Genomic DNA, 23,659 nt, shown 5'->3' with positions numbered 1-23,659 from the left:
CGGAGGTAATATCAATGCGTTCCAAGAATCACCTTCTGGCGTTATCGTTATTTGTCTCGACACAGGCGTTCAGCGCCGGAATACCGGTTTTCGACGCCGTGCAGAATACCGAATCCATTAACCAGTGGATGCAGAAACTACAGCAATGGGAGGATACGGCTACCCATTATAAAAGTGAACTTGATGCGTATAAGAAGCAACTGGCTACAGCAACCGGCGTGCGGAATATTCAGGGTTTTCTCAGTGATGCCCGAAGCCTGAAAACCGATATTGATAATCTCCGTAAGGACGGTATTTCACTGGATGATCTGCTGACCACGCAGAACAGTTCATTTTCTGCTGAACTGCAAAACCTTTACAGTAAATACAAATCGTTCAGCGTATGCAGCCCGGAACAGGAAGGAATAAAATCTCAGGCTCTGGCCGACAGTTGCAAACAGATAATCCTCAATCAGGCAATGGCGATTGAGAATACCACTGACGTTGAAAACAGGATTAACGGCACACTCAGCGATATATCAGACTTATCTGACCGTATATCGAATGCGCAGGACTCTAAAGAGTCTCAGGATCTGGCTAACGCCATCGCGGCGAAAAGCGTACAGTTAAATGCGCTGACGAATCAGTGGGAGATGTCTGTCAGACAGGCTGAACAGCGAACGACTTTGCTGGAACAGCAAAGACAGAAAGCCTTTGAACAGCAGCAGCTAACGGCACCTGTTGCTGACCTTAATAATTTATAAGGAGGTTATACGTGCTCAGACCCTTATTCACCTTATGCACACTCTCAGGCGTTATCGTGCTCTCCGGCTGCAAGGAAACCAAATCCGAAGCCTGGTATAAACAGCATCCTGACGAAACTTATGAGGTTTATACGCAATGCCTGAAGGATGGCGAGGCAAGCGATAACTGCGAATTTGCCCACCGGGCAGCACTTATGTTTGCACAGGAAGGCCAGCCCGGGGTTAAGGAGAAATTTGAGGCGATATTTCAGCAGGAAGCTGAAAAACGAAATGCAGTGACACAGTAATTTCTCCTCCAGCAAAACAGGGAATCTTCCCTGTTTTCTATTTCCTTTCTTTATATATCAGGTGAGGCACCATGTCCGGTGGTATTTTTGTTGGTATGGACAAAAACATCATGGATGGACTGAATGCCGTACTGGAAGGCCAGTCTTCCACTTACGGCACGATGATCAGCGTCATCATTGTCAGCTCTTTTACCTTATTTATACTGTTTCGCGGTTATCAAACGCTGGCTGGCAAACTCCGGACCCCGGTTGAAGATGTCGCCTGGGATGTGGGGCGAATGTTGCTGATCACCACCTTTGCGTTAAACCGGGATGGCTGGCTGGATTTGGCGGTAGCGGCTATCCAGGGACTCAAAGACGGTATCAGCGGCGATGATAACGTCTGGGCGCTGCTCGATACCGTCTGGGAAAAGGCACAGGCGCTGGGGCAAAAGTTATTTAATATGGACACCTCAACTTACGTCAAACTGAATGGCGGCCTTGCTGAAGTCCTGGTATGGAGTGGCGCAATCGTCCTGCTACTGGCTGCAACCTTTGCCAACCTGCTCGCTGAAATTACCATCCTGTTAATGACCATCACCGCGCCGCTCTTTATTTTCTGCCTGCTGTACGGTTTTCTTAAACCGATGTTTGATAACTGGCTGAAAACAATTTTCGCGGCAATATTAACGATCATGTTTTCTGCCTTATCCATCCGTATCGCCATTAATTACCTGAATAATATACTGGATGCTGCAACAAAAACATCCGCTGAAACCAATATGGTCACGCTGGCGGCGCAGTGCCTGCTGGCCGGGATAGCGGCAGGTGTGGTGGTCTGGTTCTCCGCGAAGCTCGCCAGCGCACTCAGCGGGGCCGCCGTACAGGCGGTGCTGCAGGGTGCAGCCATGAGAGGCCTGAGCGGACTGGCGAACAAATCCGCCGACCTCGCCGGGCCGGGGGTAAAGGGCGGTGCCCGCCTGGCTGCGAAAGGCGGCATGGCCGTCGCCGCGGCGACCGGCAGGCTCACCGGCGCAGGCGTGGGTAAAACCGTGAGCGCCTGGCAGAAACGCGCCGCCGCCATCGAAAGCATGAAACGCCTGAACCGGCAGCGTCACCGTTAATCCTTCCGACTGTTAATTTCCTTTCCCCGTCACGCCGTGGCCTGCGCCACCGGTGCGGCATTCCTGCATCCATACGATAAGGGGCTTCCATGAAATTCAGCATCTTCCTTCTGATGCTGTGCGCACTCACGGGCTGCGCACGGCATCAGGGCGACCTCCCGCAGGTATCCGGCGAACCCGAGCCGGTGAATTCCCCCACCATCATTCGGGAGCTGACTCACCATGTCTGATATTCAGAACGTTGTTAATGTCTCCCGCTCTTTTGAATCCATCCTGCTGGAAAAGGAAGAGCGTTCCCGAAAAACCGCCTGGCGGGTGGCCGTTGCCGGACTGATTCTGGCTGCAATGGCGATTGCGGCCATTATTATTCTGCTGCCGCTGAAAACCACCGACACTGAATTATGGTCAGTGGATAAACAGACCGGGCGCTATGAATATATGACCCGCGTGAAGGAGCGGGATATTTCTTCTGAAAAGGCACTGGCGCATTCACTGGCAGCACACTATGTCAGACTCCGCGAGGGATATAATTATTTCTCCCTTCAGCATGATTATGATGACGTGCAGTTATTTAACAGCGACAGCGTGAACCGGGACTATCTGGACGGGTTTAACGGCGACCAGGCACCGGACGTGATTTTTAACAAGGCGGAATATGTTGTTGATATCGCCATTATATCCAATGTACACGCGCCTGGCACCGGGCCGGATAATCTGGCAACCCTGCGTATCAAGCGCACTATCCGCCGTATTGCTGATAATTCCGTGAAAACGGATGTCTGGAATATCCGTCTCACTTACCGTTACGTTCCGCACCGGCAACTGACCGACAGCCAGCGTGAAGTGAACCCGCTGGGCTTTATCGTCACCAGCTACCAGCGCGACAAAGAGCTGAGGGGGGAATGATGCTGAAACACATTCTGCTCCTCACGGGTTTACTGGCGTCATGCGTGGCATGGAGCGCGGCGACACCGCGCGGCAGCGCGTATGACAGCCGGATGCAGAACGTCACGTACAACAGCCAGAACACCACCGTCGTCAGTACCCGCCCCGGCTATGTCACCATGCTGGTGTTTGACGATGATGAAGCCGTTATCGATGCGCAGGCGGGTTTTCCCAGAGGCTGGACCGTGACGAAAAGCGACAACCGGGTGGGTGTCAGCCCGAACCCGATTACCCAGCCGGTCACGGATGCCAGCGGCAACAACGTCAGCCAGGTGTTTCTGCCGACGGCAAAAGACTGGAAAACCAACCTGTTCGTGGTGACATCAAAGCGCGATTACAGCCTGGAGCTGAACGTGCTGGATAACGATTCTCCCGCCCAGGCCTTTGTTATCCGCTACCGCTATCCCGACGAACTGCGGAAAAAGTCTGCCGCCGCCAGCGCCGCCCGTCAGCAACATCAGCAGGAAGCACTGGACCGGCAGCGGATAGCGGCGGCATTCGGGCAGACCACCACGCCGCGCAACTGGCGCTATACAAAACGGGTGGCCGCCGGTTCCGCCGCCATCGCCCCGGACTTTACCTGGGATGACGGTCGTTTTGCGTATATCGGTTTTTCTCCCTCGAAAACCCTGCCTTCCGTTTTCCGGGTGGTGAACGGCCAAGAGCAGGCAGCCACGCCCCGGACGGGTAAACAGGGCAACTACACCGTGATGGTGGTTCCGGCATCGCCGCAGCTGGTACTGCGCTACGGTACCTCAGTGGTGGGGATCGAAAACGACGGATTCGGGCGTATCCCGCTGACCAACAGTGACACCGTTTCGCCGTCCGTTACGCTGGAGGCAAAATGACCGACAAATCTTTCCCGGACGAACCGGAAAAAACCACCGCAGAACGGGAAGCAGAAGCCCGCGAACGCGCCCGAGCGGCAATGGCATATCAGGAGCCGGAGCAGAAAACACCGCCGGGTCAGCCGGAAGTGACCCGTTTCCGTAAAGCTTCTGGTCGCCGCACACTGATCGTCAGCCTGCTGAGTCTGGTCCTGGTCATCGCGCTGGCATCCGGTGGCGATCGTCTTCTCAGCGCCCTGAAAAGGGGTGATGAGAAAGAATCTGACACCGCGCCGCCGCCTTCCTCCGGGGCGGTGCAGCAGGAGCGTAAGAATCTGGGCATGGACAGTAACCCGTTTGGCCTGTTCGGCCCAGGGAAGCAGGAAAGCGCAGGCCCTGCCAGTCAGAGCGCCCCGGCCACTCCAGCTCTGCCGCTTGGGCCGACCGCCCTGAACAAGGCGGCAGCACTGGCAGGCGGGCTGAACAGCAGCAGTACAGGGTCAGGCGACGATATACGCACGCCCCGAAGCGGATCGCGCAGCAACGCGGAAACGTCGGGCAGCCCGTCAGCCTCCACGGCGTACACGTCCTGTCAGTCGGTACTGGTCAGTGGCGAAGATGGACGCCTGCGCTGTCCGGATACGACAGCACCGACAGGCAGCAATAACAACGATAATCCGGGCGTTGCCCGCATCACCGGTGTCAGGCCGCTTGGCCTTAATCCTGATCTCTATATCCCGGTGGATCGCTATATTCCGTGTTCGATGATGCGGCGCTTCGTATCCGATGTTGGCGGTCATATCTCCTGCCTGATCGGTGAGAATGTCTGGAGCGCCAGTAACCATGTGAAGCTGATCCCGGCAGGAACGGTCGCTCGTGGTGTCTACCGCACTGGCGCACTGCAACACGGGCGCAGCCGGATGTTTGTGCTGTGGACGGAGCTGCGCACGCCGGAGCCCGGCAGCCTGCAAATCCCGCTCACCGATACGCAGGCCACCGGCCCACTCGGTGAGGCGGGGATCGCGGGCTGGATCGACAGCCATTTCTGGGAGCGTTTCGGCAACGCCCTGATGCTGAGTACCGTGCAGGACGTGGCGGCAGCGGCATCAGATGCCGCGCCGGGTAAAGACCGCAATACCGACTATACCGAAAACACCCGCGCCGCCACGGCGGAAATGGCGAAAACGACGCTGGAAAACAGCATCAGTATCCCGCCCACAATGTACCTGAACCAGGGCGATGTGATCGGCATCATGACCGGCACGGATATTGATTTTTCCTCTGTTTATCAACTACGGCTGAAAAAGAAATGGTATGAGCGCTGAAAACCTGTCACTGGATTTTATGAAAAACCGGCTGTTTGGTGATTTTCTTGCTCAGGATGGCCTGACAGAAATTGCTGTTAACCGACCGGGTGAGCTGCATACAAAAATTCGGGGAAAATGGCAAAAACAGGCATCCCCCATCACGTTGCGTCAGTGTCGTGCTTTTGCCAGAGCGCTGGCGTCCTGGCATGACGATAATATCGACGATACATCACCTATTCTTTCTGCAACATTAGGATCCGGCGAACGTATTCAGGCGATTATTCCCCCGGCCTGCGAGCGTAATACGGTGTCCATTACGTTACGCAAACCCTCGTTTGAGCAGAAAACACATCAGTCATGGATTGATGCGGGATTTTATCAGCGCGTGGCTGGTCAGAAAAAAACTGAAAGCCAGAATAATGCACTGATCCGGATATATCATAGCGGAGATATTCCCCGCTTTATGGAAAAGGCGGTGGAATACGGCAAAACGATTTTTATCGTGGGTGAAACCGGCTCCGGCAAAACCACCTATATGAAAACGCTGCTGCATTATATTCCGTTGCATCTCCGGCTGGTAACGATTGAGGATACTCCCGAAATTCGTCTTTATCACCACGGCAATTATGTTCATCTTTTTTATCCGGCGGATGCTGGAGATAACGCCATTGTCACGCCCGGCAGACTGATCCGGGCTAATTATCGTATGAACCCTGACCGGATATTACTGGCGGAAATTCGTGGGCGGGAGGCGTGGGATGCGCTGAAAATTATCGGATCAGGACATGAAGGATTAATTACCTCCATGCATGCGGGCAGCCCGGAAGAATGTATTGAAGGGATCATTGACCGCTGCTATGAAAACCCGGACTGCCGGAACATTCCTTTTGATGTGCTGTTACGCAAGGTACTTAAAAGCATTGATGTCATCGTCAGTATTGATATACACGGCGATGTGCGCCGGATGAGTGATATTTACTTTAAGCCAGTCCATTTAAATAGCATTAAAGAGACATTCAGAAAATAACTCCGGCAAATAACATTACCCAAAATACGTAATCTTTCATTAATCATAACGGTGACTGAAATGAAGATAGTAATACTATCCGTATTATTTCTCTGCGTTATAGCGTCATATTCAACATCTGTAATGGCTGCGGACGCCTGCGAAGTGGTGTTATGTATGTACGGTAAAGCAACCGGAAATGACGGCGGCAGTGAATGTCATTCTGCTGAACGTGTATTCTTTAATATCGTGAAAAAGAATAAACATGGCTTTCTTCCTGACCATACGGCTGATGCCAGACAATCATTTTTAAGAGAATGTGATTCGGCAGACCCGGCGACTATCATCCAGATTATCGCTAAATTTGGTCGAATCCGGGGGTAATACTGACAAACCGGGCATGGGGCATGACGGTTTTCAGGTTTTTACGGCTTCTGTTTTTCGCGGATTAAGGAGCGAAGAAACAGGGGCCGTAAAAATGAGGCAGCGGACAGAAATATTTTCGCGGGTTAAGGAGCGAAAATAATTCAGGCACCGCGCCTCACCTGCAAACAACCGCGCCCACGCGGATTTTGCAGGCCGGGGGGAGCCGGATAAATTTCGCCGCCCCAGCGAGCGAAAAGCTGTCGCCTACGACAGCGGTTTATCTGGGGGGCACAGCCCCGCACACCGTCGCGGCTAAGTCTCCGGCCCAAAGCCGGTAGCGTGGCGCGACCACCCTCTTTAAAGGTCAGCTTCCCTTTTATTCCCGCTGCGAGGAACGAGCAAAGGGAAGAAAAAGGCCAAAGCGACCGTCTTAAAGGGGGTGGTCGCGCGTAGCGTGCGACGGTGTGCCGCCGTTGACCCTGGGGGTTTTGACGCGGCGTTCAGCCGCGACATTACCCCCATGCAACAGGCAATAAGGGCGTCCAGCCCGCATGTACTGGCGCACGCCGTGTCGTGCAGGGAAGCATGCTTTCCGGCACATGGCCGCACAGCGGTCACCTTCTTCGTCCCTTACGTTCGCCCCGTCTTTTCGCCCGACACCGTGGGGCGAATTGATGGGGCGATGTCATGGGGCGAATAGCTGACGAAGGAGGCATCATGATTTTAAATAAGCTTGCCGCTTCACTGTCACCGATAGTGAACGGGATGCTGGCGCTGCTCGCTTTTGTGCAACAGCAGCAACTAATACTGGCGCTATTAGCGGGGCTGACGATGCCGTTTTTTGCATCAATGAAAAGCGATGAACGGCAGAAAGCTCCGCTCTGGAAAAAGCTGATTATGGCTTTTTCCATGGTGTGTTTCCTCTCTGGCACACTGGCCCCGGTCGTTATCGGCTTTTTTCAGTGGCTGTATAAGACCAGACTCACCAGTGATAATTCAGCACTGGCGTGGTCAGTACGGATTGCTTTCACTGTAACCGGGATTATTTTTCATATTATGCTTCGCCGGGTATTCACGCCGGAACTGGACAAAATAAAGAAACGCCTTGTTAAAAAAACCACCCTTGAACGGGAATTGCGCACCGATGTCCGCACCGTAAAGTCCCTGCTGCCCGAAACACTGCATTATGATCCGCTGGATTATATCGATCTGAATAAAGGCATTTTTACTGGCATGGACAGGGAGAACGAACCAATGTATCTCCCGTTAAAAGACTGGCAGAAACAGCACGCGGATATTATTGGCACCACCGGAGCCGGTAAAGGGGTAGCTGCCGGGATATTGCTATATCAAAGTATTATTGCCGGTGAAGGCGTTTTTGTTGTGGACCCCAAAGACGATGAATGGGCACCACACCTTTACCGGAAAGCCTGCGAGGATGCAGGAAAACCCTTTGCCTTAATTGACCTGCGAAAACAGCAATACCAGCTAAACCTGATTGAAGATATTACGCCAGATGAACTGGAAGAATTGTTCGTTGCCGGTTTCAGCCTGGCAGAAAAAGGGCAGGAATCGGACTTCTATCGTATTGATGACCGAAAAGCCGCCCGTATGGCCGCGCAATTTGTCAGTGATAACCCATCGGCAACTCTCCGTGATATTTATAACGGTGATTACGTTCAGGGTATTGCCGAAAAAATCAAAGCGTTCTTTGGGAAGATTGAGGAACTGGCATTACTCAATGCCATTAACTCACCAGAAGGCTTTTCGCTTAAGCACATATTTGATGAGGGCGGCTGCTGTTATGTAGTCGGCTCCATGCGAAACAGCAAAATTATTACCGCCCAGCGCATGCTGCTGGTTCGCCTTTACCAGTTAGCAGAAAGGCGCGACCGTGTAACAGACGTACCCCGCCCCATTGCTGTTTATCTTTCCGAACTGAAATACCATTTATCCAGGCCAGCGCTGGAAGGTTTAGGCGCGGCGCGGGATAAAGGCGTACACATTATTATGGACCACCAGTCCATCGCCGATTTAAAAGACTGCCCGGCAGATTTGAAAGGTGACGCCGTTGTCGGTGCGGTCGTTGAAAATGCCAAATTCAAACTGGTTTACCGGGTTATGGATCCGGATACGGCGGAATGGGTGGCAAGAATGTCAGGCACGATTCTGGTGGATGACGAACTCCGCAAGGCTAAGACGGATAATATGCTGACAGAAACCATCGACAGTGAGCGCACAATCCGCCAGGCCGAACGTTTCTTTATTGACAGCAATATGATCCTGAACCTGCCCGATTTTGTCAGCTTTATCTTTACGACAAAAACGCTACCTTCTGCCTCACTGATTTCGCCGATAAAGGTCAGAAAGCGTCAGCTAAAAATCTTTTCGGTTTCCCCTGATATTGCCGCAACGGCAGTCCCGGTGAAGATCATGCTTGATTTTAGCGACGATGATAAACCTTCCGCACCGGAGGTGACGACATCGCACCCGGATCTTTTCTTCGGTGAAAGCGAAGTAAAACCAGTAAAGCCGAAACATGATGATGAAGAACACCTGTCCCCGCTGGATTTTTAAGGAGCGGTTATGCTGATTTCGTCCTTTCACGAACGCCAGACGCGTAACAACGAAAAAATAAAACAACTGCTGAACTTCCTGAAAGAAGAAACCTACAGTGATTTTAAAACGCTGATGCAGTTATTTAGTTTCCGGGATCATAAGTCGCTTTATTCGCTGCTGGCAAAAACAGAGCGAATGGGGTTAATACAGAAGCATGTGCTTGAATCACGAACACTGAAGATTTCATTATGGGGGATCACCAGCGACGGGCTGGCCGTGGTGCTAACCCCGAATGATAAAATCTTTCCCGCGAGGTTTGAACCGTCCAGAATTACCGGCTGGACGCTGGAGCATCATCTTGATAATCAGGCCGCCAGGCTTATTCTGGAGAAGAAAGGCGCATCGGGATGGATTAACGGCGACCGTGCCAGCTTTCTCAGCCAGTATCAGGTGAAACATCGCCCGGACGGGTTACTGACTCTGCCTGACGGTAACGTTATTGCCATTGAAACCGAGCGCCGCCTGAAAACCCGGGCCCGTTATCAGTCGATCATGGCAAGCCACCTGCTGGCCCGTACCCGCAAGCAGTGGATTTACGTATTTTATGTTGTGCCCGATCTACAGAAGAAGCGTGCGCTTGAACTACTGTTTGACAGCATCAGGCATGTCATCATCAATCATCAGCATATTCTGCTGAAAGAGCGTCATCGCCATGTTTTCCACATCTATACTCTTGCCGAACTTCAAAAATTGGATTTGAAGCACTATGCCTAAGCTGCATAAGTTATAGTCATCTAAACAACTGGGTCTGATCGGAGCGGTCATTACAATCAATGAAGAAAGCAACCTTATCGTTTGAGGGGCATTCTTGCTGAGGCTAGCCAGTACTGGTAGGCTTTTGCTTATGTAAATATGGTTAACGACAGCAACTACATAAAGATAAAGTGGACTAAGCGGCGGGGAAACAAGAGCGCACAAGTGGTGGAAATAGCGACAAAATTGATTTATAAGGTATTAAAAATTCTATTGGTAATCTTATGACAGCACTCTATGAGGTCGCAGAACATCTGACGAAGCAGGCTAAAGCTAGTCATAGAAAAGGTGCGCAAACGATAGTTCTTGCTGATGCTTTTGCCCGCTCAGCATTTAACCGATACTATTATGCGTGTTTTTTGTGCATAAGAACCTTTGTCAGCAGTATAGAGGCCAAATGGTCCAATGTTGCACACCTCGATGTTCCTAACTTACTCAGAAACAATGTCAAACAAAAAATTGATGCAGAGTTAAAGAAAGGGGAAAAAATCGGCATTCTTACACCTGGTGGATATCAGTCAAAAAAAAGTATGGTTCTTACATCCCTTGAGATCATGGCATCTACAATGTCGTTAGCTTATATTGTGAGGGGTATAGTTGATTATGAACCTGAGATAAAAATAATGTTTAATGAAGGTGCATTTTCAATTAATGCCACATCAGTGGCTGAAGCTAAAGGATGGTTAATTACTATAAAAACTGAAGAAGCAAAGATAAAAAGAATCTTACAGGAGGTGGGGATTGTATAGCAAAGAGATGCTAGAATATATCTTGGGCAAATACCCAATGATTTCCGTAAGGGAAGTGAATGACTTTAGCGAAACTATTTTATTAGACATCCCTATTAATAGATTATCACCAGCAGCAAAAAATGGCTTCATAACGAAGCGACAAGTGTCAAATATTACAAAAAAAATTGAATCTGAATTATCGGTTAAAGTACTCGTTTCTTATTCAACATCGCAGAGTAAATTAGATATAGAAGCAGGTTTAAAAGCTCTTGCAAAAGCTAATTTCAAAGGAAAGAAGATTATCGATTTAGACGTCTCATTTGAAGATGTTAAAAATGCCAGCGTATATATATTTTCTATGAATATGTCTGATGAGGAAAAGGAAAAATGGGGATTACTAGCGGGAGATTATTTTAGCAGTCTAAATATAAAGTTAAATGCATTAATGTATGAGCAGAAGAACAATCCAGAACCTACATTAATGAGCATGTTGAGAACAATGAAAATATTATATCCATGCGATTTACCCACAATGAAAAAGGCATTGGAAGATAAGGAATATCATATAGAGTCGTCAGACTGGCTAAATAAAAAACTAGATTCATTGAGAAAGAAAAATCTAATTATAAGAGATCGTGAAGGCACCTACAGAATGACATATCTGGGTCTAGAATTAGTTCCGGTTACAAGATCTAAACAAAGTTCCGATGTCGATAGAATTCTGTATCTTGCAAAGAAACACTTATAATGTTATTTTTAACGTTGGTAGTGGCGTTCACGAGGGTGTGTATCATACCCATTTGTGAAGGTCGCGTACAGAATGTGCGCCTGTGAAGCAGCAGGCGCTCCTTCGAAACGCCTGCTGCTTCACAGGCGTCATCAACGAAAGCTCCATCAGCTTTGCTTAAGGACTGACCTGGATGAAAACGCCACTACCGCTTCTATTCTCATATAATGATGCTCAACAATTTCTTGGCGCATTGTCTCCTGACGTTCGTGACGTATATTCCCCTGAAATTAATAGATTGTTTGACAGGGGATTACCACCTGTCGTGTCATGGGGCGTACTATCAGTAGCTATTGGTGTTAGCCCACATTTTATTAATTCAATTATAAAGAATAAAGATAAATATTATCGTATTTTCCCAATCGCAAAGGGGAAAGGTAAAAAAGTAAGAATCATTGAATCCCCAAAGGTTGGGTTAAAAATCATTCAGTCATGGTTAGCACATCACTTGGCGACTAATGATAATATTCCAGTGAGTGATTCGGCATATGCATTCATACCTGGTAAAAATGGAATTTATGAAGCGGCTTTCAGGCACTGTAATGCAAAGTGGGTTTTATCAATTGACTTACGTGATTTCTTCCACTCTATAGATTTTGACAGGGTTATCAATGGGTTGGAAAATACCGGGTATACTTTTGAACAATCCGGTAAAATAGCAGCTATTGTCACTTACAAAAATAGATTGCCACAAGGTGCTCCAAGTAGTCCAGTATTATCAAATATAGTATTTAAAGATACTGATGATAAGATTAATGATATTATTGCGGATAAGAAAATTATCTATACACGTTATGCAGATGATCTAACATTCTCTAGCGATGACCTTAGTATTGATGTTGAAAATTTAAAGCAAAATATTATTAACTTACTGGAAAATGAAAATTGGACCATCGCAACTGAAAAGTTAAAAATTTCCAAGTTACCAAATAGACTTAAAGTTCATGGTTTTCTTGTTCATGATGTCAAACCGAGATTGACTAAGGGGTATAGAAACAAATTGAGAACATATGAGCATCTTCTTCGCAATGGAAAGATTATCGAATCTGATTTAAATCGAATTCGTGGACACGTAAATTATGGAAAGCACATTGATAAGTTAAATGATGAAAATTAAGCCACTGGTTTATAGTTCACTCTGAATGTAACATTCGAAATTATAATACAACCAGCTCCCTCTTTATAAACATTATACTAAAGCCACCACCTACATAATTAGGTTAATTATTAATGATAGATTTGCTACTTTTTACGTCCTTGCCCATTTTAGCACGAACCTGCAATTGAAAATCACTCACAGCAGCGATAAGAGAGATGGATGAAAGTAAATCACCACCAGTCTATAACCTACATAAACAATCGATAGGCATATGCGCTTCCAGGCAATGAGGGGACATTAGCTATAGTTTTTGCTAAACGTTGTGAATACCGAATAGTAACAGGAACAGGGTCATATAAAGCATCATTATTCCAATCCATCTTTGTCAATGCAAGTGCCTCGAATGCGGTTAACTCAATCGGCCCCACCCCCGTGTGCCGTACAATATTGAGTGGTCGAGGAATACTTTTACCACCCTGGTAATAGTCTCCATGCGATGCGGCACGAGGTGCATTGCCCGCAACCCAAACGAAGGCTGATTTCCCTGAACGTTGTAGCATAGTGCCACGCGGCACAGGGTAACCATCAGGTTCACTTCTTTTCTGAGGTGTAGGATTACGGCTTTCCTGGAGCCAAACCCCTCGCCATCCAGCATTACTCGATACTTCCACGCACTCAACTTCACGAATAGCAGAAAGCGCGTCTAAGGCTCCTTCCAATTCATCTGATTTAAACGATGTTGTCTTATGAATAACTAAGCGTCGAGGGAGCAAACCACCATTACGGCTTTGGTAAAGAGCCAAGCTGCGGGCCAGTACTGCCCTCATGTCACTTCGACTAAGAAAGGGGTTTCGACGCGCATCTTCAATATCCTTGACAGGGTCCCGTGCTTCAAAAGCAACAAACTGCATACCACCACCATCGGCATCAAAAACCTGCGAACAACAGGTCACATAGTGGGCATCTTTTGGGTCCCCTCTTAGTGCATAAGCCAATCCAATGTATGCCGTATTCTCTGGTACACCTTTCAATGGTGCTAGCTTCCATGGAATTCCTCCAGCCTTTACATAGAGTGCAATTGACAAACGCCATGCTAACGATGCTTTATAACCAAACGAGAATACCCGATCATTGATAACCTGAGTCGGAATACTATAACCTGCACCAATTGCCTTAAGTGTATCGTGTACATCAAAACCGGGAGAGCGAAATGCGGTCTGCCAATCATCGGGAAGATGCACTAACACAACATCGAAGTGATCGCGTACTAATGCCAAGCGTTGCATTCCTGTTCGTAACGCATTTAACAAACGGATATGTGGTGGACCTTCCGCTCCTAAAGCTCCAAGATCATCCGGCAATCTGATGTGTGCTTCACTGATTTTGGCAGCGACCAGCGGAACATTAAATGTGTTCTCAAAGCCGCGAAATTCTGGTACATACTGTTTTCGATCAGTTGGAGCGTGCTTTGAGCGCAGAGTATCGACCAAAGTACGTAAGTTTTTCCATCTACTTACAGGCCCTATCGTCGCTATTCGAAGTTCTGGAGTATAAGTTGGAAAAATCGAACTGCTGTACGCTCCGTTCTGAACAATTCCCCTTAAGGGGTTCACGTCTAGTAGCGTATCTTCTGAATTAAAAGTAAGCAGAGGCTCTTCCAACAAAGAAAAAGGTGGCAGTTTCGACGTATTATAGCTCATATTCATCGCCCGCTCCGTTGGAAGTAATCATGCTCATGGCTGGGCCTACTCCATGCTGTAATGGGAGACAGCTGAAATTCTGCGTCCAAACTTGATCCAGAATCATCTTTAAAACCAATAGCTTTAATAAGACCACCGCTATTTCCAGGCAAAATTTTTGCCCATCCAGCAATAATGCGTGACCATTCCTTATTGCGTCGACCAGCCCACCGTTCCCTTTGCCAATCAATTGAGGGATTTGCCACATGGACAAATGATGAAACGTTTTCACCAGGGCTTGATTCTCCACCACGCTCTTGGCGAGGTAATTCAACGCAAGTAAAAGGTTCGAATACACACCACCAACGCTCTGCCATAAAATCCAATCGAATCTGCACTCCTTCGTTGAACGGATAGCCGTATCCATCCACTTTCCCTGTCAATGGTGCTGAATATGCTTGTCGAAGAGAAGATAACTCCTTTTTACGCGATGCAACATGTTCTGGTTTGTCTCTGGAAGAGCCATTTGTCACTATAATTGCATGACCTTTTCGCCGCAAACGTGGTAACAGCGGCCTACCTCTGCTAATAGCCCAAACCAAAGCATCGTACAGCAGGCCCAAAGCCCAACTGTCATTTTCGGGTTGAAGATCGACGGTACCTGCAAGCCGTCCTCCAACTGATGAGAATGCGCTAAGTAATTCTGCATCGTGACCAAAGGCGACAATTTCGCTACCAATACTAGCTACAATAGCCTTTATTTTCGCGTCGCGAATCAGTTCTCGAGCACGAACCGTCGTTATTGCAGTATTGATTTCAATACGACGGGCTTGCTGCGGCATAGAGAGGATTGGTAATGCAGAGCATTGCAACACAGGGAAGTTGCGTTGTTCCTGCACAGGAAGTGGTATCTCTGCTAAAACCTGAGCCGCACGAACCATCTGAACATGCTGAAATAAAGATGGCGGCAAACTTATTTCATCGATGATATATCCGGCTAACTCATCGAACGTAGGCGATTCGACAATCGCTGCCGTTACTCCTTTCTGAATAGCTTTATCAAGTAATTCGCTAACAGCAGGTAGAACGGAATGGGCAGAAGGGGTAACCCAGTAGATACCTCCAGGAAAGGCATTTGGTTGTTCTAATACCTCATTTAGCACTGCCATAATCGATTCGTCTCGGCCACTATAGCCCACAATCACTAATCCAAAACGAGCGCAGACATTGCCAAAAACACGACGCATTCGAACATCCTGCTCTCTTAGTTCATCTGTTGTATTCTTCAACTCAACCGACTGGAAATCACCATGCATTTTAGCCAGAAATGGCCAATTTGATTCGCGTAAACAACGTTCTGCACGTTCTGCATTATCGATTGCAGCAGTTGTTAGGTTCGCACGCTCAGTAGTTGGAACTAACTGATCAGTCAATGTGGTTGCTATTTCGACCAATTGGTCAAAATTGGTTGTAAAGACACATGGAATACGACGAGTAGTCAGTAGCGAGGCGAGCGCTCGGTGAGCATACGATGGCGTACCCATCGTAACCGCCTTTTCTATATAGATACGGCGACCTTCTGCTGTCGGGTACACAGCCTCGAAGGCTTTTGCATATTCAGTGGGATCGTTTGGCGCAGGTAATTCCGAACGCTTACTGAAGAACATATCAATTCTCTGTTGCCACAAAGGATCATTGGCATCTACTTCACGTAAGCTGATTTTGGTCAACTGACAGAACAAACGTTTTTTGAAGTCTAAAATCATCGAGTAACCGGTTGGAATACCTGCTGACGCCGAAGCCCCAGCACCGAGAAACCAGGAAAATTGTTCAGGCCTCAAGCAGAAGGTATTTGCAAACTGTGGTCCTGTGAATATCTTAATCAACAAAATATCCTCGCCAGGTAATTGAATGATTTCCAACGATTGCAGATTCAACTATACTTAGAATCTGTTGCATGTTATCTCAATTAATACGTAATGGATTATATTTCAAGCCTTATCCAAAATGACATACCCCGGTGGGTTAACATGCTTTAAAATTAGTGTCAGCTGCGATTGCCATTTCCCGACATCAAAGCTGATTTGACCCAATGAAGTAAGTGCACCCGATTTAACACATGTCAGTATAGTATGATTAGCATTGACAATATTGTTTTCCAAAGCGCGGGGCGTACTGTTCGTACTCGCTATGCTGCGTCCAGCCTCAATCTGTGCCTCGCAACGCTGCCGTTAAAACCTTATAACCGCATTCCCTTGCGGTTATCCAGCTCTGGCCTCAGAGTTTATCCATCAGATAACGATGCGCTTTCGATGCCGCGCTGGCGGCTTTGAAGATATAGCGTTTATCGTTCTTCAGTGCTTTCAGCCAGGAAGCGATATAGCTTTCATGCTGAACCTCTCCAACAATCCCCAGATCCGCCATCAGGAACGCACCTCCCAGCTCGGCGATCAATTCTTCAAACGCATAACCTTCACTGCCAAACTTCCCTTTTATTTCACGGTTCATACGGCTTTTTGCGCCGCTCCAGTGTACCAGCTCATGCAGGCCGATAGCGTAGAAATTGGCGGCATCAGCGAAAAGACTACGCTCCGGCAACCAGACTTCATCGGTAGACGGTCTGAAAAAGGCATTTTGTCCTTTTTCGATGATGTTCGCGCCGCTCTTCCGGAACAGATTTTCAGCCTCCGGCAACGGGTCAAAGATTGCTGCCGGGCTGACTGTTTCAGTTGTCAGCGGAAGGCCATCAATTTGTTCAACATTGAACACATTGAAGGTTTTCAGCATCGGGATCTGGTCGATGTCACCGTCTTCGTTTTCTTTCTCTAAAGTCGTATAGAAAATAGCTGTCGTACCGTGCTCGCCTTTACGAACCTGCCCACCGACTGCCTGTGTTTGTTTGTAGGTCATCCAGCGTGAATCACCAAAGCCCTGTTTTGACGCGCTGCACCACAACAGCATGATATTCATTCCGCTATACGCGATACCGGTTGCGAAGTTGGAAGGCAACCCAGACATACCCGGCACTCGTTGCCACGGGCAAGACCACGGTTTTACACCGGCTTCAAGCGCTGCAATGATATTGTCGGTGACGGTCTGATAAATATCAGTTCTGGTTTGAGAAAATTTCGTTTTTGAGGAGTCTGACTGCTCCAGCGGGGATACGCTGGTCGCCGCTGCGGTGTTAGGGGCGCTAGTCTGGGTGGTATGCAGGGAAATCGTCATGGTTTTTTCTCCGTCAGTGTGTGATTTTCGTCTTCGTATCGCCTGACGGTTCGCTTTCCCGGCAGCGTTCTGGCCCGCAAGGGCGCAGCATGCGTGCCATTTACCCTTGCGGGACGGGTTGTGTTGGGAAACGATTAACCGGAAGCAGATAAGAAGAACGAAAAGCGCACGGGAGAAAAAACTGCCCCATGCATAGCCGGGCGTAGCGCCTCTTGCTATGCAGCGGTGAAAAGGGTTTGGGGTTTGGGGTTTGGGGTTTGGGGTTTGGGGTTTGGGGTTTGGGGTTTGAACTATTAAATGAATAACTGCACCGTGGTAATAGGCATGCAATTAAAACCATCATAATATATTGATTTTAAAGACCTTTTCACCCACTCTTTGAGAGTGAAAATTCTGATTGATTAGTGAAACAATTGGTTAGAGAATGTAACTATTCACACGGAAATCCTACTGATAAAAATAAAGAGACAGTAATGAGTATGTTAATCTGGAAGAAAAAAAATAATGCTAAACACTTAATCTTGTTTATACACGGCTTAAAAGGTGGAAGTGATACGTGGGCAGTTGATAAGATCACATCCTTCCCACAGCTTATATGTGAGGATGAAGATTTTTGTGATGCCTTTGATATAGCTTGTTTTGAGTATTTCACTAATTTCACGAATACCTACGGTAAAAGTAGAAATCTACTCGCCAGATTGTTCACATCACTAACAAAAAAAGAAGTCAATCTTCCTGTCGATGAATTATCAGAGTTACTTGTTGGTGAATGTCAAATAAATTTATCCGATTATAGTAATATAATATTTGTTGCCCACAGCATGGGAGGCTTAATAGCAAAATCATGCATTATTAAAATGCATGAAAGAGATCTTTCTCACAATATAACTGGATTTATTTCACTTGCTGTACCTCATTCTGGGTCAGAAACTGCTTCATGGGCTAGTATGGTTTCATCAAATGTCCAGCTTGGTGATTTAAGTGTATTTAGTAAAGAAACAGATTCGCTAAATCGCAGATGGGTAAAATTGCCCAAACTCCCTGAGTTAAAGTTTTTGTATGGAAGCTACGATAGTATTGTAGTTAAAGCCAGTGCAATTCCTGTTCAAGTTTCTGCTAAAGAGTCTATAGCTGTTCAGGAGGATCATTTGACAATTTGCAAACCAAAGGATAGGGATTCTAATGTTTATCTTATCGTTAAGAAACTAGCTCTTGAAATACATAACAAAACGGAACTAATTTCATCTTCACCAGAATTTAAAGATGATAAGCAATATGACAAAGAATTTTTTGTATTGAAAATGATAGTAGCTGATGTACATAGTGACATATCAAAACATGCTAAGGAGTATTATTATAATGCAGAATTGGCCAGAAATATTTTCACTAACGATCGAGATAGAGAAACCTTAAGTATTTTGTATAGAAAAATAAGGGAGATATATCAAACACAGTATCATAACTCTATAGCAAATCATAATACAGCAAACCAACTCTTAGCTGCGATACACAAAAAGATAGAAGATGAAGATATGGCCAAATTATCGTCTCTTCTTGATACACTTGATAGTGTACATAAAAAAGGAATGCTGCATCAGCTTGCTAATAAGTTAGATAGAGATATAATTTGGTCCCCAGACACATCTCTTGACTCTTTAAATAGTTTAAGGGGTCAAAAATGAGTTCATTACCTTATATTCCTCTTGATGAAGATTTTAATTTAAATATTGCTCTTCTGATTATTTTAATTCACACACTAAGCAAGAATAGAAATGATGTTCTATTGTTGGATAGAAATAAAATTCAGATATTTTTATATTTAATTAAAAACCCATCAAAACTTGAGGCTGTAATGATTTTGGCAGGTAAAAAAAACATATCCATTGATATGACAGAAACTTATACAATTAAAAGTCTATCATTAAACGTTGACATTCTTTTCAGCAATCAAAAAATAAAAACACTTTTGAAAAAATTGTCGATACTGGGATGGCTTCGTGTAACAAAGTCTGATGGCGCATCTTATTTTAGTTTAACAACTCAGGGTGAAGGCGCTTATGATCAGTTTGGCGGCGAATACTTTAACTCAGTGAAAACTTATACCAAATCACTGGATAAAATAAAGTCACTAACCTCAAACAAATTAAATTCCATTCTGAATGAAGTATTCAAGGTGTCAAAATGAAATCCTATTTAAGAATTGAACGATTAATCCTTGTTGGTGTACGTAAGAATTACATTATTAAGTTTGAAGATGGACTTAATATTATACATGGTGATTCAGACACAGGAAAATCTAGTATTTTAGAGTTTATTAACTATTTACTTGGCGCCAGCAAAATAGAGTTGGCTGATGAGATTATATCATCTGTTAATTATGCGGCGTTAGAGGTCATTATAAATGATGATGCTTATACCATAGTTAGAGATATTTACAAACCACAAAATTTCATTGAGGTGTATCAGTGTCCTTTCGAGCGGAGGGAGGTATTCATTTCTAGAAAATATGCTCCTAACTTCTCTAATAACAATGCCCCTGATGGATTCTTTTCTGATTTCTTGATGGATGCCTTAAATTTCCCCAAATTAAAATTGAAAGTGTCACCCACTCAGGCAACCAGTCAATTTAAGCGGTTAAGTTTCAGAAATATCATTAAATATTCCTACGTCAATCAAGATGATATGGGAAGCAAGTCTCTCTTGGGAATGACTGACTGGGCTAAATATACGTATACTAAAGAAGTTTTCAAATATATATATAACGTACTAGACACTGACATATCCGATATTGAACAACAAATATCAGATAAAAGATCTGAACTAAACAACTTGCGTAAAAAGTATGAACATGTTTCGGAGTTTTTGCGAGAGACAGGTTATGAAAGTATCCCATCAATTGATGATGCAATAGAAGAATGTGATTTAATCTATGAATCGTTAGACATTGAGCTTCAATCATTAAATAATAGTATGATGGCAAACTCTAACAATTACAATCAGCTTAAAACGTACCATTCAGAATTCAGCCTAAAAATAAAAATGATCGTAAGAAGCATTGAAGAAATAAATTTAAAAAAAGATCAATACATTAGACTTAAAAACGATTATATTAATGACATAAAGAAAATAAAAGCAATTCATTTGGCTAATGAAAAAATTGGCCTTACTCAAGACATTAAATGTAATTGCCCTATTTGTGACAATATAATTACCATTGAGAACGGTGAAGGTGGATTTATCAAATCCAAACCTGAGTCTCTCGATGAAGAATTATTATCATTAGAAAAAAGAGAAAAATCCATTAGCGATCTAATTATTAACCTGACTCATGAACATAGGATTTTGCTGGATGACAAAATTCAACTTGAAGCTGATCTGAACAAAGTCAGTGGAATGATAGATACAGAATCAAAACAGTTTGTTACTCCATTTCTCACTCAACGTGATTCTTTATTAAAAGAAATAACATCTGTAAGTAAAAAAAGAGAGACTTTAGTATCAAGCTTGAAAGTTAGAAACCGTCAAGAGGAACTTTTAACTAAGCAAAAAAGCCTTGCAGATAATATAGAAACTCTTATAGAAAAACTTAACGATTTAAGAGTTAATGCTCCTAGCATAGATGGTATATTATCTTCTTTAGGGGATGATTTGATGACATTCTTAACCGGCGTGAAAATAAAGAACAGAACTGGGATAAGCATAAGTAAAAAACATTTCTCGCCCATTGTAAGAGATAGAGACTACTTTAATATCACATCTGGAGGTTTAAGAACTATAATTTCTATAGGATATATGTCATCAATATTAAAGAGTTCTATTGACTCAGACATAAATCATCCCCGTTTTTTGATGCTTGATACTATAGGTAAGTATCTCGGAAAAAACTTGAAGCCGAAATATGCATCCGAGACTAATGTAAAAGATGATATTGATGAAGGAATTTCTGATCCAGAAAAATATGAAAACATCTATAATGCACTCATAGAAATAACCAATTATGCGCAGAAAAAAAGAAGCCCATGTCAGATAATTGTTGTAGACAATGATGTCCCTGATAAGCTTTCTGACAGATTAAAAGCTATAACTGTTGCTCACTATAGTGCAAGTAAGGAAAACGGGTTACCTGTCGGACTAATTGATGATGTCATTTACAAACATTAACTACTTTAGATTGAGGGATTCTAAACTTTGGTTTTCACTGTGAAACTTACAGAGAAACCACCGGGATGCCATCATTCCATTACCGCATCCCAGCTCCAGAATATGGCTCCCCGGCACGGGTAACAGGCCCGCAGCTGCCAGTGAATCGAGAGTTTCTGTCAGTTTTGCCCATGCCCGGTGACCTGCTCCCCGTTGAATAACACACTACGCCGTTAGCAACGCCTGTTGCTGTCACACAGCGGATAGTACAGTTACCTGTCAGGTCCGCTTGCTTTGAGCGGAAGCGGACGTTCAAGTTAAGTAACAGCATTTTTAAATTATAATTTCTGACGTATCCTCCATTATAGGGAGCCTGTTAAACTCTGCAATCAGCTTGCCATTAGTTACATGATAATGGGTTGCGTTTGGCAATATATATATTGGGAAAGGATGTAATGCATTAGGGTTGTGATAAACGATTAAACCTTCATCCCAAGTTTCCCTATATTTTCTGGCAGGGACTATTTTTGTAATACTTTCAATTTTCCAAGTATGAATATTTGGTGACTTTACCGTGCGCTTAATTTTGTATTTATCGCTATTAAATCCATCTTTCAGCCCCATCCGGTTAAACTTGTCAATATCATTCGATGGAGAAAAAAATATTGCACTAATATTTTCAGCACCTTCAAGCTCAAAAAAACCTGATGGAACTTCTTTTGTACCCCAGATATGGCAACTAATATTTTTACGCTCTTCAACACCTTTGGATGTTACTTTTTGTTGAAATCCATAAAGATATAATGGCAATGCGTCATGACTAACATTGCCAGCGCCTTTGAATTGACAATCAGCTATAGCGATTGCAAATGGCTTTCCTGAAACATGTTCTTGCTCCCAATATTTCTTTTTTAGTTTTGCAAGCAAAGGTCCTGAATATCGAGTTGGAAAATAATTAACCAAAAGATTATTATATTCATCTATATTTTCTCTGTTTACTTCTGGCATTGGGATTGGTTGACCTGTACGATCCACCGGTCTATTAACAGTAGTGGCCTCGATTGAGAATGGTATGTTGTTGAATCCATTAACATAGGACAAATTAAAATCTGGAGCATTGAATGAGGTATCAAACACACAGTCATTTTCAGTAAATATACAGTAAAGAAGTACTTCCCAGATCCTTTGATTAAATCCGGTTGTTTGAAATTGCTCTACAAAATTGCCATCTATATCAGCGTACCATCTCATCAATGGTTCTATAATATTTTTGGCTGCTGAATATTCCGGTGAGTTCTTTACTAACATGAAGTCGGGGTTGATGTTTTTTTTATCAATATCAATGAAAAAGTCCATTGTTTCAGCACTTTCATCACCTTGTACCCCTTGTTCATCAGCCGATGGATGTAGTTCACGTATTTTATTTAATAAACTTCTCTTTGTTTTAGCTCTGTTGTCGTCAAATTTAGTCATATCAATAAAACGATATTTTTTATTTAAATCTCGAGCAAATACAATCCCAACATAATCGTCATCAATTGTATCTAACAACAACATACCTAATACTTTCCCATCGAAGGTTTCAAACCATTCTAACTCATTTGAATGAGATTTAACTCGTGGGTTTCTAGCATAAGTAGCTAGTGCATTGAATCTTGAATAGCTTATTGGATTGATGACTATTGACGCCATGTAAAACCTCGGAGGTATAAAAACTCAGCAAATTATAATTATTAGCAAATTTAGCATAAAAATTATTAAATTTATTGTTTAACATCAGATAAACATACTATTTGGTTATCTGGAGGGCGTACACGCAGTTAAATTTAAGAACATGTCGGCTTCTGGCACAGAACAGACTGCCCTTATAAATGTGACAATAGTAGCGATCACCAAATGCACGAGACAGCTCAAATCAGTTTTATTTAACCAGTTTTGATTGGTGGTCATTCTGGTGGTCTTGACAGACCTTGGATTAAGGTTTAGCTTGTTTATTAGCCACCTACTGGCAAAGGCGATCCCAGTCAGAGGAGCCATATTTA

21 protein-coding genes are annotated in these 23,659 nt (G+C 44.8%); 17 read left to right on the top strand and 4 right to left on the bottom strand.

Going from position 1 to position 23,659, the window contains the following annotated elements; translation table 11 throughout:
* Nucleotides 1-14: 14 nt before the first annotated feature.
* The 14 genes from QMN38_RS01075 (at nt 15) to QMN38_RS01010 (ending at nt 12,591) form a co-directional block, all read left to right on the top strand.
* Entirely contained in the window at nt 15-743 is a 729-nt protein-coding gene (locus tag QMN38_RS01075) for a TrbJ/VirB5 family protein (protein ID WP_323604288.1), read from the top strand.
* An 11-nt stretch (nt 744-754) separates the two neighbouring features.
* On the top strand, nt 755-1,030 hold the full coding sequence (locus tag QMN38_RS01070) for an EexN family lipoprotein (RefSeq protein WP_323604287.1): 276 nt from the start codon (nt 755-757) through the stop codon (nt 1,028-1,030).
* A 71-nt stretch (nt 1,031-1,101) separates the two neighbouring features.
* Nucleotides 1,102-2,133, top strand: coding sequence for a TrbL/VirB6 family protein (locus QMN38_RS01065; RefSeq protein ID WP_323604286.1), 1,032 nt, complete (start codon nt 1,102-1,104; stop codon nt 2,131-2,133).
* A gap of 89 nt (nt 2,134-2,222) precedes the next feature.
* Nucleotides 2,223-2,363: a hypothetical protein gene (locus tag QMN38_RS01060; RefSeq protein WP_323604285.1), complete on the top strand. Its 141-nt coding sequence runs from the start codon at nt 2,223-2,225 to the stop codon at nt 2,361-2,363.
* Nucleotides 2,356-3,039, top strand: coding sequence for a VirB8 family type IV secretion system protein (locus QMN38_RS01055; RefSeq protein WP_323604284.1), 684 nt, complete (start codon nt 2,356-2,358; stop codon nt 3,037-3,039). Before QMN38_RS01060 ends, QMN38_RS01055 begins: the two co-directional genes overlap by 8 nt.
* Nucleotides 3,036-3,926: a P-type conjugative transfer protein VirB9 gene (virB9, locus tag QMN38_RS01050; RefSeq protein ID WP_323604283.1), complete on the top strand. Its 891-nt coding sequence runs from the start codon at nt 3,036-3,038 to the stop codon at nt 3,924-3,926. The genes QMN38_RS01055 and virB9 overlap by 4 nt, the downstream gene beginning before the upstream one ends.
* A complete protein-coding gene (virB10, locus tag QMN38_RS01045; protein ID WP_323604282.1) occupies nt 3,923-5,230 on the top strand; it encodes a VirB10/TraB/TrbI family type IV secretion system protein in 1,308 nt (435 codons plus the stop codon). The genes virB9 and virB10 overlap by 4 nt, the downstream gene beginning before the upstream one ends.
* Nucleotides 5,220-6,239: a P-type DNA transfer ATPase VirB11 gene (virB11, locus tag QMN38_RS01040; protein ID WP_323604281.1), complete on the top strand. Its 1,020-nt coding sequence runs from the start codon at nt 5,220-5,222 to the stop codon at nt 6,237-6,239. The genes virB10 and virB11 overlap by 11 nt, the downstream gene beginning before the upstream one ends.
* Before the next feature lie 60 nt (nt 6,240-6,299).
* Nucleotides 6,300-6,602, top strand: a complete 303-nt coding sequence (locus QMN38_RS01035; RefSeq protein ID WP_323604280.1) for a TrbM/KikA/MpfK family conjugal transfer protein — start codon at nt 6,300-6,302, stop codon at nt 6,600-6,602.
* Between the two features lie 699 nt (nt 6,603-7,301).
* Nucleotides 7,302-9,161 carry a type IV secretory system conjugative DNA transfer family protein gene (locus QMN38_RS01030; RefSeq protein ID WP_323604279.1) on the top strand — a complete coding sequence of 620 codons (1,860 nt, stop codon included), beginning with the start codon at nt 7,302-7,304 and terminating at the stop codon, nt 9,159-9,161.
* 9 nt (nt 9,162-9,170) lie between these two features.
* A complete protein-coding gene (gene mobC / locus QMN38_RS01025) occupies nt 9,171-9,917 on the top strand; it encodes a MobC family replication-relaxation protein (protein ID WP_128143450.1) in 747 nt (248 codons plus the stop codon).
* Nucleotides 9,918-10,180: 263 nt separating this feature from the next.
* Nucleotides 10,181-10,705 (top strand): hypothetical protein, encoded by a 525-nt coding sequence (locus QMN38_RS01020; RefSeq protein WP_323604278.1) that lies wholly within the window; start codon nt 10,181-10,183, stop codon nt 10,703-10,705.
* Nucleotides 10,698-11,435 carry a hypothetical protein gene (locus tag QMN38_RS01015; protein WP_323604277.1) on the top strand — a complete coding sequence of 246 codons (738 nt, stop codon included), beginning with the start codon at nt 10,698-10,700 and terminating at the stop codon, nt 11,433-11,435. Before QMN38_RS01020 ends, QMN38_RS01015 begins: the two co-directional genes overlap by 8 nt.
* 172 nt (nt 11,436-11,607) lie before the next feature.
* Nucleotides 11,608-12,591, top strand: coding sequence for a reverse transcriptase family protein (locus QMN38_RS01010; RefSeq protein WP_323604276.1), 984 nt, complete (start codon nt 11,608-11,610; stop codon nt 12,589-12,591).
* A gap of 230 nt (nt 12,592-12,821) precedes the next feature.
* On the opposite strand, the gene QMN38_RS01005 is transcribed toward QMN38_RS01010, so the two are convergent.
* From QMN38_RS01005 to QMN38_RS00995, 3 genes are all read right to left on the bottom strand, one after another.
* The gene (locus QMN38_RS01005) at nt 12,822-14,279 is read right to left on the bottom strand and encodes an argonaute/piwi family protein (RefSeq protein WP_323604275.1); all 1,458 of its coding nucleotides are present in this window, start codon (nt 14,277-14,279) and stop codon (nt 12,822-12,824) included.
* Nucleotides 14,276-16,174, bottom strand: a complete 1,899-nt coding sequence (locus QMN38_RS01000; protein ID WP_323604274.1) for an SIR2 family NAD-dependent protein deacylase — start codon at nt 16,172-16,174, stop codon at nt 14,276-14,278. Before QMN38_RS01000 ends, QMN38_RS01005 begins: the two co-directional genes overlap by 4 nt.
* Before the next feature lie 355 nt (nt 16,175-16,529).
* The gene (locus tag QMN38_RS00995; RefSeq protein WP_323604273.1) at nt 16,530-17,477 is read right to left on the bottom strand and encodes an ArdC family protein; all 948 of its coding nucleotides are present in this window, start codon (nt 17,475-17,477) and stop codon (nt 16,530-16,532) included.
* Nucleotides 17,478-17,881: 404 nt separating this feature from the next.
* On the opposite strand from QMN38_RS00995, the gene QMN38_RS00990 reads away from it, so the two are divergent.
* The 3 genes from QMN38_RS00990 to QMN38_RS00980 are packed head-to-tail and all read left to right on the top strand — an operon-like array spanning nt 17,882 to nt 21,638.
* Complete coding sequence (locus tag QMN38_RS00990; protein WP_323604272.1) at nt 17,882-19,159, top strand: ABC-three component system protein; 1,278 nt, start codon at nt 17,882-17,884, stop codon at nt 19,157-19,159.
* Nucleotides 19,156-19,662, top strand: a complete 507-nt coding sequence (locus QMN38_RS00985) for an ABC-three component system middle component 4 (RefSeq protein ID WP_128143456.1) — start codon at nt 19,156-19,158, stop codon at nt 19,660-19,662. The genes QMN38_RS00990 and QMN38_RS00985 overlap by 4 nt, the downstream gene beginning before the upstream one ends.
* A complete protein-coding gene (locus QMN38_RS00980) occupies nt 19,659-21,638 on the top strand; it encodes an exonuclease SbcC (protein ID WP_323604271.1) in 1,980 nt (659 codons plus the stop codon). Before QMN38_RS00985 ends, QMN38_RS00980 begins: the two co-directional genes overlap by 4 nt.
* A 312-nt stretch (nt 21,639-21,950) precedes the next feature.
* Here QMN38_RS00980 and QMN38_RS00975 read toward each other — a convergent pair whose 3' ends face one another.
* Nucleotides 21,951-23,309, bottom strand: a complete 1,359-nt coding sequence (locus QMN38_RS00975) for a hypothetical protein (RefSeq protein ID WP_323604270.1) — start codon at nt 23,307-23,309, stop codon at nt 21,951-21,953.
* Between the last annotated feature and the right edge of the window lie 350 nt (nt 23,310-23,659).

This window comes from Citrobacter sp. R-1.5.2, from assembly GCF_035064245.1.
Taxonomy (GTDB): Bacteria; Pseudomonadota; Gammaproteobacteria; order Enterobacterales; family Enterobacteriaceae; genus Citrobacter.
Note: the sequence above shows the minus strand (reverse complement) of the source record. Positions and strands in the feature narration are given on the sequence as shown.